10 protein-coding genes are annotated in these 15631 nt (G+C 67.4%); 3 read left to right on the plus strand and 7 right to left on the minus strand.

Annotation, left to right across the window (positions count from 1 at the left end; genetic code table 11):
* Positions 1 to 297: 297 nt before the first annotated feature.
* From tuf to rpsL, 4 genes are all read right to left on the minus strand, one after another.
* Positions 298 to 1491 carry an elongation factor Tu gene (gene tuf, locus HNR02_RS05700; RefSeq protein ID WP_179772142.1) on the minus strand — a complete coding sequence of 398 codons (1194 nt, stop codon included), beginning with the start codon at positions 1489 to 1491 and terminating at the stop codon, positions 298 to 300.
* A gap of 132 nt (positions 1492 to 1623) precedes the next feature.
* Entirely contained in the window at positions 1624 to 3723 is a 2100-nt protein-coding gene (fusA, locus tag HNR02_RS05705; RefSeq protein WP_179772143.1) for an elongation factor G, read from the minus strand.
* Between the two features lie 64 nt (positions 3724 to 3787).
* Positions 3788 to 4258, minus strand: coding sequence for a 30S ribosomal protein S7 (rpsG, locus tag HNR02_RS05710; protein ID WP_179772144.1), 471 nt, complete (start codon positions 4256 to 4258; stop codon positions 3788 to 3790).
* The gene (gene rpsL / locus HNR02_RS05715) at positions 4258 to 4632 is read right to left on the minus strand and encodes a 30S ribosomal protein S12 (protein WP_003102113.1); all 375 of its coding nucleotides are present in this window, start codon (positions 4630 to 4632) and stop codon (positions 4258 to 4260) included. The genes rpsG and rpsL overlap by 1 nt, the downstream gene beginning before the upstream one ends.
* A 561-nt stretch (positions 4633 to 5193) precedes the next feature.
* Between rpsL and HNR02_RS05720 the strand changes: the two genes are divergently transcribed.
* The 3 genes from HNR02_RS05720 to HNR02_RS05730 are packed head-to-tail and all read left to right on the plus strand — an operon-like array spanning position 5194 to position 7260.
* Complete coding sequence (locus HNR02_RS05720) at positions 5194 to 5781, plus strand: YbaB/EbfC family nucleoid-associated protein (RefSeq protein ID WP_179772145.1); 588 nt, start codon at positions 5194 to 5196, stop codon at positions 5779 to 5781.
* Entirely contained in the window at positions 5778 to 6119 is a 342-nt protein-coding gene (locus HNR02_RS05725) for a type VII secretion target (protein WP_179772146.1), read from the plus strand. The genes HNR02_RS05720 and HNR02_RS05725 overlap by 4 nt, the downstream gene beginning before the upstream one ends.
* Before the next feature lie 43 nt (positions 6120 to 6162).
* Positions 6163 to 7260, plus strand: coding sequence for a WXG100 family type VII secretion target (locus HNR02_RS05730; RefSeq protein WP_312860913.1), 1098 nt, complete (start codon positions 6163 to 6165; stop codon positions 7258 to 7260).
* Between the two features lie 57 nt (positions 7261 to 7317).
* Here the strand turns inward: HNR02_RS05730 and HNR02_RS05735 are convergent, their stop codons facing one another.
* From HNR02_RS05735 to rpoB, 3 genes are all read right to left on the minus strand, one after another.
* The gene (locus HNR02_RS05735; RefSeq protein ID WP_179771173.1) at positions 7318 to 7467 is read right to left on the minus strand and encodes a hypothetical protein; all 150 of its coding nucleotides are present in this window, start codon (positions 7465 to 7467) and stop codon (positions 7318 to 7320) included.
* A gap of 121 nt (positions 7468 to 7588) precedes the next feature.
* Positions 7589 to 11500: a DNA-directed RNA polymerase subunit beta' gene (locus tag HNR02_RS05740; protein ID WP_179772147.1), complete on the minus strand. Its 3912-nt coding sequence runs from the start codon at positions 11498 to 11500 to the stop codon at positions 7589 to 7591.
* Positions 11501 to 11586: 86 nt separating this feature from the next.
* Entirely contained in the window at positions 11587 to 15102 is a 3516-nt protein-coding gene (gene rpoB / locus HNR02_RS05745; RefSeq protein ID WP_179772148.1) for a DNA-directed RNA polymerase subunit beta, read from the minus strand.
* Between the last annotated feature and the right edge of the window lie 529 nt (positions 15103 to 15631).

Here is a 15631-nt window from a genome sequence, read left to right on the forward strand (position 1 = left end):
CGTCAACGCCCTCGCGTCCGATCCACGCGGTCGGGCGTGTCGCGCCCGCTGCGCAGACTGATCCCGCAAGAGGATCGTCGTCGTGCCGGTTGGTCTTCACCGCGAGACGGCCGATGCCGGCCATCTGCCGCGCCCGTGCTCTCCCCCTGGGAACCCACGGACCAGGGCTACTCGCGCCGGGGCGGCCGAATCCGCGAGAGATATCGGCCGCCCCGCAACGAGCAACTCAACTAGTGTCGCACACGTGCTTTCGCAACCCGGCCCCGGGGGTGTATAGGCCCCCGGGGCCGGACGAAATCACTTGATGATCTTGGTGACCTGGCCCGCGCCGACGGTCCGGCCACCCTCGCGGATGGCGAACCGCAGACCCTCGTCCATGGCGACCGGCTGGATGAGCTGCACCGAGATCTCGGTGTTGTCACCCGGCATGACCATCTCGGTGCCCTCGGGGAGGGTCACGACGCCGGTCACGTCGGTCGTGCGGAAGTAGAACTGCGGGCGGTAGTTGTTGAAGAACGGCGTGTGGCGGCCGCCCTCGTCCTTGGCCAGGATGTAGACCGAGCCCTCGAACTCCGTGTGCGGAGTCGTGGTGCCGGGCTTCACGACGACCTGGCCGCGCTCGACGTCCTCGCGCTTGATACCACGCAGCAGCAGACCGACGTTGTCACCGGCCTGGCCCGAGTCGAGCAGCTTGCGGAACATCTCGACACCGGTGACGGTGGTCTTGGTCGACTTCTCGCGGATACCCACGATCTCGACCTCTTCGTTGACGTTGATCTGGCCGCGCTCCACGCGACCGGTCACGACGGTGCCGCGGCCGGTGATGGTGAAGACGTCCTCGATCGGCATCAGGAACGGGCGGTCGAGGTCACGCACCGGGTCCGGCACGTTGTCGTCGACGGCCTGCATGAGCTCGAGCACCGACTCGGCCCACTTCGCGTCACCCTCGAGCGCCTTGAGACCCGAGACCTTGACGACCGGAGCGTCGTCGCCGGGGAACTCCTGCGAGGACAGCAGCTCGCGGACCTCCAGCTCGACCAGCTCGAGGATCTCCTCGTCGTCCACCATGTCGGCCTTGTTCAGGGCCACCACGATGTAGGGCACGCCGACCTGGCGGGCGAGCAGCACGTGCTCACGGGTCTGCGGCATCGGGCCGTCGGTCGCGGCGACCACCAGGATCGCACCGTCCATCTGGGCGGCACCGGTGATCATGTTCTTGATGTAGTCCGCGTGACCGGGGGCGTCCACGTGGGCGTAGTGACGCTTCTCGGTCTGGTACTCGACGTGCGAGATGTTGATCGTGATACCGCGCTGCTTCTCTTCCGGCGCGTTGTCGATCTGGTCGAACGCGCGGGACTCGTTCAGCTCCGGCCACTTGTCGTGCAGAACCTTGGTGATCGCCGCGGTCAGAGTGGTCTTCCCGTGGTCGACGTGACCGATGGTTCCGATGTTGACGTGCGGCTTGCTCCGCTCGAACTTCGCCTTCGCCACTGGAATGTCCTCCTGGACTCTTGCTTTGCTTCACCGGCCGACGTGGCTTAGTCGGACAGCGACTCAATTTGGTCGGTTGGTGCGGACCTCAGGGGGAGCCCCGTGCGCGCCCGCGTTGGGTGCTGGAGGGTGTTACTCCCCCGTCGCCTTCGCGATGATCTCCTTCGCGACGTTCGAGGGAACCTCGGCGTAGGAGTCGAACGTCATCGAGTAGTTCGCCCGACCCTGGGTCCTGGACCGCAGGTCGCCGACGTACCCGAACATCTCGGACAGCGGAACCAGTGCCTTCACGACTCGGGTGCCTGCCCGCTCGTCCATGGCCTGGATCTGACCACGGCGCGAGTTGAGGTCGCCGATGACGTCACCCATGTAGTCCTCAGGGGTGGTCACCTCGACGGCCATGACCGGCTCGAGCAGAGCCGGGCTGGCCTGGCGCGCGGCCTCCTTGAGCGCCATGGAACCGGCGATCTTGAAGGCCATTTCCGAGGAGTCCACCTCGTGGTACGCACCGTCCAACAGGGTCACCTTGAGCCCGACGAGCGGGTAACCGGCCAGGACACCGTACTGCATGGCGTCCTGGGCACCGGCGTCCACCGACGGGATGTACTCGCGCGGCACGCGGCCACCGGTGACCTTGTTGTCGAACTCGTAGAGAGCGCCGTCGCCGGTCGCCAGCGGCTCCAGTTTGATGATCACCTTCGCGAACTGACCCGAGCCACCGGTCTGCTTCTTGTGCGTGTAGTCGAGCTTCTCGACCGTGCGGCGGATCGTCTCGCGGTAGGCGACCTGCGGCTTACCGATGTTCGCCTCGACCTTGTAGTCGGACTTCATGCGGTTGACCAGCACCTCGAGGTGCAGCTCGCCCATGCCGGCGATGATCGTCTGACCGGTCTCCTCGTCGAGCTGGACCTGGAAGGTGGGGTCCTCCTCGGCCAGCTTCTGGATCGCGGTCGACAGCTTCTCCTGGTCGGCCTTCGTCTTGGGCTCGATGGCCACGCGGATGACCGGCTCCGGGAACGTCATCGACTCGAGGACGATCGGGTTCTGCGAGTCGCACAAGGTGTCACCGGTGGTGGTGTCCTTCAGGCCGATGACCGCGTAGATGTGGCCGGCCTGGGCATCGTCCATCGGGTTTTCCTTGTTGGAGTGCATCTGGAAGATCTTCCCGATGCGCTCCTTGCGCTCCTTGGTCGAGTTGATGACCTGGGCACCGGAGGCGACCTTGCCCGAGTAGACCCGGATGTAGGTCAGCTTGCCGAAGAACGGGTGCGCCGCGATCTTGAACGCCAGCGCGGAGAACGGTTCCTCGGTGGACGCCTTGCGCGAGGCAGCGGTCTCGCCGTCGGGCAGGAAGCCCTCGACGGCCGGGACGTCCAGGGGCGAGGGCAGGTAGTCGATGACCGCGTCGAGCATGGGCTGCACGCCCTTGTTCTTGAACGCGGAACCGGCCAGCACCGGGAACGCCTCGCGGGTGACCACGAGCTTGCGGATACCGGACTTGATCTCGTCCTCGGACAGCTCCTCGCCGCCGAAGTACTTCTCCATCAGGGCGTCGTCGGTCTCGGCGACGGCCTCGATGAGCTTGTCGCGGTACTCCGCGGCGGTCTCGGCGAGCTCGGCCGGGATGTCCTCGACCGCGTAGTCCTCGCCCTTCTGGACCTCACCGCGCCAGACGAGGGCCTTCATGCGGACCAGGTCGATGACGCCCTCGAACTCGCTCTCGGCGCCGATCGGCAGCTGGATCGCCAGCGGGCGGACGCCCAGGCGCTCCTCGATGGTCCTCAGCGTGAAGTAGAAGTCCGCGCCGAGCTTGTCCATCTTGTTGACGAAGCAGATGCGCGGGACCTCGTACTTGTCGGCCTGGCGCCAGACCTGCTCGGACTGGGGCTCGACGCCCTCCTTGCCGTCGAACACCGCGACGGCACCGTCGAGCACGCGCAGGTTGCGCTCCACCTCGACGGTGAAGTCGACGTGACCCGGCGTGTCGATCAGGTTGATCTGGTAGTCGCCCCAGAAGGTGGTGGTGGCAGCCGAGGTGATGGTGATACCCCGCTTCTGCTCCTCCTCCATCCAGTCCATCGTCGCGGCGCCGTCGTGCACCTCGCCGATCTTGTAGTTGATCCCGGTGTAGAACAGGATCCGCTCGGTGGTGGTGGTCTTACCGGCGTCGATGTGGGCCATGATGCCGATGTTGCGGACCTTGTTCAGGTCGGTCAGCACGTCGCGTGCCACTGCACTGTTCCCCTGTCTCGAAGCTTGGGGCCCGGCCTGGCTTGTCTCGGCAGCCGGGCTACGTTCACCACCGGTAGTGGGCGAACGCCTTGTTGGACTCGGCCATCTTGTGGGTGTCCTCGCGGCGCTTCACGCTGGCCCCGAGGCCGTTGCTCGCGTCGAGCAGCTCGTTCTGCAGGCGCTCGATCATGGTCTTCTCCCGGCGGGCCCGCGAGAAGGAGACGATCCAGCGCAGCGCAAGGGTGGTGGAGCGGCCCGGCTTGACCTCGATCGGCACCTGGTAGGTGGCGCCACCGACGCGGCGGCTCTTCACCTCGATGCTCGGCTTCACGTTGTCCAGCGCACGCTTGAGCGTGACGACGGGATCCGTGCCGGTCTTCTCCCGCGCACCTTCCAGCGCGCCGTACACGATGCGCTCGGCGAGCGAACGCTTGCCGTCGGTCAGCACCTTGTTGACGAGCTGGGTGACCAGCGGGGAACCGTAGACCGGGTCGGAGATCAGCGGCCGCTTCGGGGCCGGACCCTTGCGGGGCATTAGCTCTTCTCCTTCTTCGCGCCGTACCGGCTGCGCGCCTGCTTGCGGTTCTTCACGCCCTGCGTGTCGAGCGAACCGCGGATGATCTTGTAGCGAACACCGGGCAGGTCCTTCACACGACCACCGCGCACGAGCACCATCGAGTGCTCCTGCAGGTTGTGGCCCTCGCCCGGGATGTAGGCGGTGACCTCGATGCCGCTGGTCAGCTTCACACGCGCGACCTTGCGCAGCGCCGAGTTCGGCTTCTTGGGCGTCGTGGTGTACACGCGGGTGCACACGCCACGCCGCTGCGGACTCCCCTTGAGGGCCGCGGTCTTCTGCTTGGCAGCCTTGTCCTGGCGGCCCTTGCGGACCAGCTGCTGGATCGTGGGCAATGGACCAGCCTTCTGTCGCGTATTGCTTGTTCCGTCTGTGTTCTCCCCGGCCCCCGAGGTCGGGCGTGTCGGCCCGCGTCTGGGCCTCACGGCCGCTGACGTTCCCTCGGATTTTCCGTGGAGCTCCGCTTCGCCGCGACCGTCGCCACGGTGCCGGAGCACCCCCGCTTGGCCGGAAAGCACGCAGAGCGGCCCGACGCATGCCGGGCACAGTCGTCAAAGATACCCGTCGTGAAGCAGGCGACGACATCGGGGGGCCCTAACGGGCTCACACCCGACCGTCGAGAAGGGCCCCGGCGAGAAGGTGATGCGGCGAGTCTAGCGGAAAGGCGGCCCCGCGGGGCCGTTTCGCGGACTCGCGGCTTCCCCGGAGCTGTCGTGAACCGGCAGGTCGGCAGGCATCTTCGGCAGTTCTTCCAACGCCGGAAACCGCCGGGCGATTCCCGCGTGGCGAAAGTGGTCGATCGAATCGGTGAGTTCACCGGAACCCCGCACCGGCCGCGCACGATTGGTGCATCATCCGATACCGAAGGTGCGTTGTCCACCACGGGGAGGAACCGCATGGCGTACGGCAGCCATGGTGATCTGGTCGGCGAGCTGCAGGAGAAACTGCGCCGGATCGACGAGCTGAAACAGAAGGGTGATCAGCGGCAGGCCGCGCTGACCCGGATGAAGGACGAGATCGGCGCGATGTCGGTCACGGTGTCCTCCCCGGACCGGACCGTCACGGTCGTCGCCGGTCCGGGCGGTGGCGTGCAGTCGGTCCGGCTGAGCGAGGAGGCGATGCAGGGCAGCGCCATCCAGCTGTCGTCGACCATCACGACGACGATCCAGGAGGCCGTCGCCGCGGCGGCCCGTCGGCAGGCGACGATCGTGCAGGACGCGCTCGGCGGGCAGAGCACCGTCCTGGAGCAGGTGCTGCAGACCCAGGCGGAGGCGTTCGGCACCAGCGTCGCGGCCTTGAAGGCGACGGTCGAGGCGGAACGCCCCGTGGTGCCGCAGCGGCCCATCGACCAGGGCGCGGACTTCACCGAGGAGGACTTCCTGGCCGAGCAGCAGCCGTCCCGCCCGTCCCGTCCGGAGGTCCACCGCAAGCCCGCCGAGGACGACGACTTCCTGGACCCGTTCGACGAGGGTGAGCGCCGGTGAGCGGCGGTTTCTCGGTCGACGTGGCCGCACTGCGCAGGACGGCCGCGGCCGCGGCGGGCCAGACGTCGCGGGTGGACGCGTTGCGGCGGTCGCTCGGGGAGGCGGACGTGCCCGCGGTGTCGTGGGGTCTGCTCGGCCAGCCCGTCGTGCACACGGTCTACAAGGACTTGCTCGATCAGTTGAAGGACCACCTCACGCAGATGACCGAGGGTTACCAGGCGATCGGCGCGAAGCTGACCACCGCGGCCGACCGGTACGACGGGATGGACGCCGAGGTCGTCGACGCGTTCGAGGGCATCGGCGAAGACCTCGACGAGGCAGCCGAGGGGGCGATCTGACGTGCCCGGAGAAGAGGGATCCCCCATCGACGAGACCGCTCCCGTGAAGATCTACTCGGCCGGGGCGGCGGCCTACGACGCCACCTCGAAGCTCCGGGAGGACCTGAGCGACGGGGATCTGGGCGCGCTCGCGGCGGACGCGGCGAACACGTTCAACACCGCCACGGGCTTCGTCAACGAGGCGGCAGGCACCATCACCGGCATCGTGTCCGACCCGCTGGGCTGGCTGATCTCGAACGGCGTCGGCTTCCTGATCAGCTGGATCGAACCGCTCAACGAGGCGCTCGAAGTGGTCACCGGCGATCCGGAGGCGCTGGAGGCGGGCGCCGACGCGTTCAACCAGCTGGGCGCCGACATCGAAACCCTGCGGGCGGACACCGAGCAGCTGCTCGTCGACGGCCTTGCCGACTGGCAGGGCCCCGGCGCCGCGGCCGCGGGTGAACGCCTCGCGGAGTTCCGGGACGCGCTGCACGGCACGGCGGGCGCCACCGGCGAGATCGCCACCCTGCTCGCCGTCAGCAGCGCCGTGATGAGCGTGATCAAGGACGTCGTCACCAGCATCATCAGCGATTTCGTCGAGTGGCTGATCGTGACGTGGCTGGCCGCGCTCGCGTCCTCCGTCGTCACCTGCGGCGGCTCGGTGGCTTCCGCGGGAGCCGCGACGGCCGTCCGCGCCGGCACGGAGACCATGAAGGTCAACCGCTGGGTGACGAAGTTGAAGTCGATCATCGACAAGCTCCACGACCTGATCGGCAGGATCCAGGGCTTCCTGCGCAAGATCCCCGGCTTCACGAAGCTCAGCGAAAAACTCGCCGACCACACGCTGACCGAAAACCTCACCGGGGACCTGGTCGGCAAGCTCAAGGACGGCACGACGACCCTCGGCGGGGCGATCCGCGAGCAGGCGGGCGAGAAGATCCGCGAATCGGCCGTCAAAGCGGCCAAGGATCAGGTGTTCTCGACCTACGACAACCTGCTCAAGGACGAGAAGGGCGACAAGATCGAGATCCCGGACATCGTGGGCACGGCCGAAAAGGCCACCGAAGCCCTCAAGCCGTTCCAGGACGCCGTCGACCGGCGCACCGCGGCGGGCGATCCCGACATGGACGACGCCGACATCGAGCGCGGACTGCGCTTCTGAGGCGCGAAAAGAAGGGGCCCGGGGCATGCGCCCGGGCCCCTTCCGCATGTCGGAGACCTATTCGTCCTCGTCCGGTTTCGCGTGGTCCGGCTTGCCCGGGTTGGGGTCGCGGGACAGGTCGATGGCCGGATGTCGTGGAGCCCCCTCGGGCGCCGCGTGCCGCCCCTTCGCCGGCTGCGCCTCCTCCGAGCCCTGATCTGCGTTCACAACGCCCTCCTCGTGTCGCATCGGTGTGAACCCGGGTTCACGCTACCTCCGCTCCGGAACACCGACATGACGAAGCCCCCGGCTCCGACGGGGGAACCGGGGGCTTCGCTTCACGAGCCGATCAGCGGAAGTCGCGACCGAAGTCGTAGTCGTCCAGCGGGACCGCGGCACCGGTGCCGGTACCGAACACATCCGGGGTGTAGTAACCGTCGTCGTAGGACGGGATGGCGTACGCCGCCACCCTGGCCTCCTCGGTCGGCTGCACCTGGATGTTGCGGTAGCGGTTGATGCCCGTACCGGCCGGGATCAGCTTACCGATGATCACGTTCTCCTTGAGGCCCACGAGCTTGTCGCTGCGGCCGTTGATCGCCGCGTCGGTCAGGACACGCGTGGTCTCCTGGAACGACGCCGCCGACAGCCACGAGTCCGTGGTCAGCGAGGCCTTCGTGATGCCCATCAGCACCGGGCGGCCCGAGGCGGGCTCGCCGCCCTCGGCCACGACCTGCCGGTTGTTGCCCTCGAACTTGGTCCGCTCGGGCAGCTCGCCCGGCAGGAAGTCCGTGGAACCGGAGTCGATGATCGTCACCCGGCGCAGCATCTGCCGGACGATGACCTCGATGTGCTTGTCGTGGATCGACACACCCTGGGCCCGGTACACCTTCTGGACCTCTTCGACGAGGTGCATCTGCGCCTCGCGCGGGCCCATCACACGCAGCACCTCGTGCGGGTCGGGCGTGCCCTCGAGCAGCAGCTGCCCGACGGCCACGTGGTCGCCGTCAGCCAGCGGCCCGGTCGGGGTGTTGGCCAGGCGCTGACGCTTCGACAGCTTGTCGAAGACGATCTCCTCGCCACCGTCGTCCGGGATGAGCGTGATCTTCCAGAACCGCTCGCTCTCCTCGATGCGCACACGGCCATCGACGTCGGCGATCGGTGCCTTGCCCTTCGGGACCCGGGCCTCGAACAGCTCGGTGACACGAGGCAGACCCGTGGTGATGTCGTCACCGGCGACACCACCCTGGTGGAAGGTACGCATCGTCAGCTGGGTACCCGGCTCACCGATCGACTGGGCGGCGACGATACCGACGGCCTCACCCACGTCGACGAGCTTGCCGGTCGCCATCGAACGGCCGTAGCACATGGCACAGACACCGACGGCCGACTCGCAGGTCAGCACCGAACGGACCTTGACCTTGGTGACGCCGAACGCGATCAGCTTCTCCATGGCCGGGTCGGACAGGTCGTCGCCCGCGTTGAGCACGACGTTGCCCTGGTCGTCGGTGACGTCCGAGGCGAGCGTCCGCGCGTACACCGCGGTCTCGACGTGGGCGCCGCGCAGCACGGTGCCGTCCGGCTGCTTCTCGCCGATCACCCTGGTCACGCCGCGGCTGGTACCGCAGTCGGTCTCCCGGACGATGACGTCCTGCGACACGTCCACCAGACGACGGGTCAGGTAACCCGAGTCGGCGGTCCGCAGCGCGGTGTCGGCCAGACCCTTACGGGCACCGTGGGTGGCGATGAAGTACTCCGCCACCGACAGGCCCTCGCGGAAGTTCGACTTGATCGGGCGCGGGATGTACTCACCCTTCGGGTTCGACACCAGACCACGCATACCGGCCAGCGAACGGACCTGGGTCATGTTGCCCGCCGCCCCGGACTTCACGATCATCGAGATCGGGTTGTCCTCGGGGAAGGCGTTCTCCATGATCTCGGCGACCTCGTCGGTCGCCTGGCTCCACACCTTGACCAGCTCGTTGTTGCGCTCGGCGTGCGAGAGCTGACCACGCTGGTACCGCTTCTCCACCTGCGCGGCCTTCGCCTCGTAGGTGTCCAGGATCTGCTTCTTCTCCGGCGGCACGATCACGTCGAACATCGACACCGTGACACCCGAGCGGGTGGCCCAGTAGAAGCCGGCGTCCTTGAGCCGGTCCAGGACCTGCGCGACCTGCGTCATCGAGTACCGCTCGGCGAGGTCGTTCACGATCGCCGCCTGCCGCTTCTTGGGCAACGGCTCGTTGATGAACGGGTAGTCCGCGGGCAGCAGGTCGTTGAACAGGACGCGGCCCAGGGTGGTCTCGGCCAGCCACGGCTGACCCGGCTCCCAGCCGTTCTCGGTGAGCCCGGCCTCCTGCGTCTTGTTCGGCTGACGGTCCTTGACGCGGATCTTGATCGGCGCGTGCAGGCCCAGCGTCTTGCGGTCGAAGGCCATGATGGCCTCGGACGGCGAGCTGAACGCCTGCCCGGTGCCGACCGCGTTCTCGTCGAGACGGGTCAGGTGGTACAGACCGGTGACCATGTCCAGACGCGGCATGGCCAGCGGGCGGCCCGACGCCGGCGAGAGGATGTTGTTCGCCGACAGCATCAGGATCCGGGCCTCGGCCTGCGCCTCGGCCGACAGCGGCAGGTGCACCGCCATCTGGTCACCGTCGAAGTCGGCGTTGAACGCCTCACACACCAGCGGGTGCAGCTGGATGGCCTTGCCCTCGACCAGCTGCGGCTCGAACGCCTGGATGCCCAGCCGGTGCAGGGTCGGCGCACGGTTGAGGAGCACCGGGTGACCGGTGATGACCTCTTCCAGCACGTCCCACACCTGCGGGCGGGCCCGCTCCACCATCCGCTTGGCGGACTTGATGTTCTGGGCGTGGTTCAGGTCGACCAGCCGCTTCATCACGAACGGCTTGAACAGCTCCAGCGCCATGTCCTTGGGCAGACCGCACTGGTGCAGCTTCAACTGCGGGCCGACGATGATGACCGAACGGCCCGAGTAGTCGACACGCTTGCCGAGCAGGTTCTGGCGGAACCGGCCCTGCTTGCCCTTGAGCAGGTCGGACAGCGACTTCAACGGCCGGTTGCCCGGACCGGTGACCGGACGGCCGCGGCGGCCGTTGTCGAACAGCGCGTCGACGGCCTCCTGCAGCATCCGCTTCTCGTTGTTGACGATGATCTCGGGCGCGCCGAGGTCGATCAGCCGCTTGAGGCGGTTGTTCCGGTTGATGACCCGGCGGTACAGGTCGTTGAGGTCCGAGGTGGCGAACCGGCCACCGTCGAGCTGCACCATCGGGCGCAGGTCCGGCGGGATCACCGGAACGGCGTCGAGGACCATGCCGCGCGGGTCGTTGCCAGTGGCCTGGAAGGCCGCGACGACCTTGAGCCGCTTCAACGCGCGGAGCTTCTTCTGCCCCTTGCCGTTGCGGATGGTGTCGCGCAGCTTGTCGGCCTCGGCGTTGACGTCGAACTCGGTGGCCAGCTTCTGGATGGCCTCCGCGCCCATACCGCCGGTGAAGTACTCGCCGTAGCGGTCGTACAGCTCGCGGTAGAGGCTCTCGTCCGCGATCAGCTGACGCGAGTCGAGCTTGGTGAAGGTCGTCCAGACCTCCTCCAGGCGGTCCAGCTCGCGCTGGGCGCGATCGCGGAGCTGCTTCATCTCGCGCTCGCCGCCCTCCTTCACCTTGCGGCGAACGTCGGACTTGGCGCCCTCGGCCTCGAGCTGGGCCAGGTCGGTCTCGAGCTTCTGCGCCCGCGCCTCGATGTCGGCGTCGCGCTTGGCCTCGATGTTCTTGCGCTCGACGCTGATCTCGTTCTCCAGCGTCGGCTGGTCGTTGTGACGCAGCTCGGTGTTCACGCTGGTGATCACGTACGCCGCGAAGTAGATGATCTTCTCGAGGTCCTTCGGGGCCAGGTCGAGCAGGTAACCCAGCCGCGAGGGCACACCCTTGAAGTACCAGATGTGGGTGACCGGGGCGGCCAGCTCGATGTGGCCCATCCGCTCACGCCGCACCTTGGCACGGGTCACCTCGACACCACAGCGCTCGCAGATGATGCCCTTGAAGCGGACCCGCTTGTACTTACCGCAGTAGCACTCCCAGTCGCGGGTCGGGCCGAAGATCTTCTCGCAGAAGAGCCCGTCCTTCTCCGGCTTCAGGGTGCGGTAGTTGATGGTCTCCGGCTTCTTGACCTCGCCGAAGGACCACTGACGGATGTCGTCGGCGGTCGCCAGGCCGATCCGGAGCTCATCGAAGAAGTTGACGTCCAGCACGTGGGTGCATCCCCTTGGGGTTGATTCGGCTAGAGGAGTCTGGGGACCGGGCGGGGCGGGTCATCCACCCCGCCCGGGCTCCAACGTCATTGCACGACGTCGTCCACCGAGGGCGACTCGTTGCGGGACAGGTTGATGCCGAGGTTGGCGGCGGCGCGCTCCAGATCCTCGTCGTCGGAGTCACGCATCTCGATCGCGGCACCGTCGCTGGAGAGGACCTCCACGTTCAGGCACAGCGACTGCAGCTCCTTGAGGAGAACCTTGAACGACTCGGGAATGCCGGGGTCGGGGATGTTCTCGCCCTTGACGATCGCCTCGTACACCTTCACGCGTCCGACCACGTCGTCCGACTTGATCGTCAGCAGCTCCTGCAGCGTGTAGGCCGCGCCGTAGGCCTGCATCGCCCAGCACTCCATCTCACCGAAGCGCTGACCACCGAACTGCGCCTTACCACCCAGCGGCTGCTGCGTGATCATCGAGTACGGGCCGGTGGACCGGGCGTGGATCTTGTCGTCGACCAGGTGGTGCAGCTTGAGGATGTACATGTAGCCGACGGCGACGGGGTACGGGAACGGCTCACCGGAACGGCCGTCCAGCAGCACCGCCTTCCCGTTCTCCTTCACCATGCGCTCGCCGTCCCGGTTGGGCCGGGTCGACGCGAGCAGGCCGGTCAGCTCCTCTTCCTGGGCGCCGTCGAACACCGGGGTGGCGGTGTTCGTGCCGGGCTCGACGTCGTACAGCTCCTGGTTGAGGTTCTGCGCCCACTCCGGGGTGCCCTCGATCTTCCAGCCCTGGGAGGCGAGCCAGCCCAGGTGCAGCTCCAGGATCTGCCCGATGTTCATCCGTCGCGGCACACCGTGCGTGTTCAGGATGATGTCGACCGGGGTGCCGTCCTCCATGAACGGCATGTCCTCGGCGGGCAGGATCTTGCCGATGACGCCCTTGTTGCCGTGGCGGCCGGCGAGCTTGTCACCCGGCTGGATCTTCCGCTTCTGGGCCACGTAGACGCGGACCAGCTCGTTGACGCCGGGGGGGAGCTCGTCGGAGTTGCCCCGCTCGTCCTCCTCGCGGGAGAAGACGCGGACGCCGATGACCTTCCCGGTCTCGCCGTGCGGCACCTTCAGCGACGTGTCGCGGACCTCGCGGGCCTTCTCGCCGAAGATCGCGCGGAGCAGGCGCTCCTCCGGGGTCAGCTCGGTCTCGCCCTTCGGCGTGACCTTCCCGACCAGGATGTCGCCGTCGCGGACCTCGGCACCGATGCGCACGATGCCGCGCTCGTCGAGGTCGGCCAGGACCTCTTCGGAGACGTTCGGGATGTCCCGGGTGATCTCCTCGGCGCCGAGCTTGGTGTCGCGGGCGTCGATCTCGTGCTCCTCGATGTGGATCGAGGTGAGAACGTCGTCCTGCACCAGGCGCTCGGAGAGGATGATCGCGTCCTCGTAGTTGTGACCCTCCCACGGCATGATCGCCACGAGCAGGTTCTTGCCGAGCGCCATCTCGCCCTCGTCGGTGGACGGGCCGTCGGCGATGACCTGTCCGGCCTCGACGCGGTCGCCCTCCGACACGATCGGACGGTGGTTGAAGCAGGTGCCCGCGTTGGTGCGGCGGAACTTGTGCAGCCCGTAGCTCTTGCGGGTGCCGTCGTCGTGCATGACGGTCACCAGGTCGGCCGAGAGCTCCTCGACGACACCGCCCTGCTCGGCGACGAGCACGTCACCGGCGTCGACCGCGGCACGCAGCTCCATGCCGGTGCCGACCAGCGGCGACTCGGCGCGCAGCAGCGGCACGGCCTGGCGCTGCATGTTGGCGCCCATCAGCGCGCGGTTGGCGTCGTCGTGCTCCAGGAACGGGATCATGGCGGTGGCGACCGACACCATCTGGCGCGGCGACACGTCCATGTAGTCGATCTCCAGCGGGTCGAGCAGCTCGACCTCGCCACCCTTGCGGCGGCCCAGCACCTGGTTCTCGGCGAAGTGGCCGTCGTCGGTCAGCGGCGCGTTGGCCTGCGCCTTGACGAAGCGGTCCTCCTCGTCGGCCGTCAGGTAGTCGATGTGGTCGGTGACCCGGCCCTCGACGACCTTGCGGTACGGCGTCTCGATGAAGCCGAACGGGTTGACCCGCCCGTAGGAGCACAGCGACCCGATCAGGCCGATGTTCGGGCCTTCCGGGGTCTCGATCGGGCACATCCGGCCGTAGTGGCTCGGGTGGACGTCACGGACCTCCATGCCGGCGCGCTCGCGGGACAGACCACCGGGGCCCAGCGCGTTGAGGCGGCGCTTGTGGGTCAGGCCCGACAGCGGGTTGTTCTGGTCCATGAACTGCGACAGCTGCGAGGTGCCGAAGAACTCCTTGATCGCCGCCACGACCGGGCGGATGTTGATCAGGGTCTGCGGCGTGATCGCCTCGACGTCCTGCGTGGTCATCCGCTCGCGGACGACGCGCTCCATGCGCGAGAGGCCGACGCGGATCTGGTTCTGGATCAGCTCGCCGACCGTGCGCAGGCGCCGGTTGCCGAAGTGGTCGATGTCGTCGACCTCGACCGGGACCTCGGACTCACCCTCGCCCATCTTGACCTCGCCCGCGTGCAAGCGGACCAGGTACTCGATGGTGGTGACGATGTCCTCTTCGGTCAGCGTGCCGGACTCGTACGGCAGCTGCAGGCCCAGCTTCTTGTTGACCTTGTAGCGGCCGACCTTGGCGAGGTCGTAGCGCTTCTCCTTGAAGAACAGGTTCTCCAGGAGCAGCTGGGCGCTCTCCTTCGTCGGCGGCTCGCCGGGGCGCAGCTTGCGGTAGATGTCGAGCAGCGCCTCGTCGGTGCCTGCCGTGTGGTCCTTCTCGAGCGTCGCGAGCAGGGTCTCCGAGAAGTGGAACCGCTCGCGGATCTGCTCGGTGGTCCAGCCCAGCGCCTTGAGCAGCACGGTGACCGGCTGGCGGCGCTTGCGGTCGATGCGGACGCCGACGGTGTCGCGCTTGTCCACGTCGAACTCGAGCCACGCGCCGCGGCTCGGGATGATCTTGACGCTGAAAACGTCCTTGTCGGTGGTCTTGTCGACGCTGGTGTCGAAGTACACGCCGGGCGAGCGGACGACCTGGGACACCACGACACGCTCGGTGCCGTTGATGATGAAGGTGCCCTTCTCGGTCATCACGGGGAAATCGCCCATGAAGACCGTCTGGCTCTTGATCTCGCCGGTCTCGTTGTTGATGAACTCCGCGGTCACGAACAGGGGGGCCGCGTAGGTCATGTCCTTGTCCTTGCACTCCTCGACGGAGGCCTTGACCTCGTCGAAGCGCGGGTCGGAGAAGGACAGCGACAACTTTCCGGCGAAGTCCTCGATCGGGGAGATCTCGGTGAGAACCTCCTCGAGGCCGCCGACGGGGTTCTCCTCGCCCTCGTTCACGCGGCGCTCGAACCACTTCTCGTCACCGGTGAACCACTGGAAGGACTGGATCTGCACGTCCAGCAGGTTGGGGGTGGGGAGGGGTTCGCGGATCTTCGCGAACGAGACCCGCTTGGGGGCTCCGGGAATTCCCGTCGGGTTCGGCTCCGTTACAGCCGAGGTGGTCGCAGCAGTGGCCTGGTTCGCGGGAGAGACTGCCAAGATGCGTCCTTCCGGGGACAATGAGCGGTGCGCAGCCGCGTTAGCAACAGCTAAAGCGACTGTCAAGGGTGCCGTGTGCCCACCATCCTAGCTCCCGTGTCCGGGCAGCCTGAAAGAGGGCAGCGCAAAGAAGCAGTCTAGCCCGAACGACGCGTTCTGTCGAGGGGGCCTCTCGATGGGGCCCGGACCTCGATCACGACGCCTTCAGGTACGCCTCCCGGCAGTCCCTCCCGCAGGGCGCTGCCGTTGGCGATAAGCGTGAACCCCCGGCGCCGAAGAGTCAAGGTGCCACGCGGCGAACCCGCCGGTTGGCGCAACGTCATCGCGGTGCGTGCACAGCTCCGACCTGCGGTTTTGCCACGTCCGCGGCAGTCCGCGGCTCATCCGGTGACGAGGGGTCACGGGTGCCACCACGGCGGGCCAAGATCGTTCCGGGTGCACGTGGAGCGATGCTTGCGCGAGCGGGAAGCGGGTGCGCGGGAACGACCACGGCCCGCCGGGCCGGTGCGGGCTCAGCGGGCCGTGCGGC

Source organism: Amycolatopsis endophytica, from assembly GCF_013410405.1.
Taxonomy (GTDB): domain Bacteria; phylum Actinomycetota; class Actinomycetes; order Mycobacteriales; family Pseudonocardiaceae; genus Amycolatopsis_E; species Amycolatopsis_E endophytica.

What these genes read in the sequence shown, in the direction of transcription:
- HNR02_RS05720 (WP_179772145.1), top strand. Translation starts at nt 5,194, where the DNA reads ATGGCGTACGGCAGCCATGGTGATCTGGTCGGCGAGCTGCAGGAGAAA.
- rpsG (WP_179772144.1), bottom strand. Translation starts at nt 4,258, where the DNA reads ATGCCCCGCAAGGGTCCGGCCCCGAAGCGGCCGCTGATCTCCGACCCG.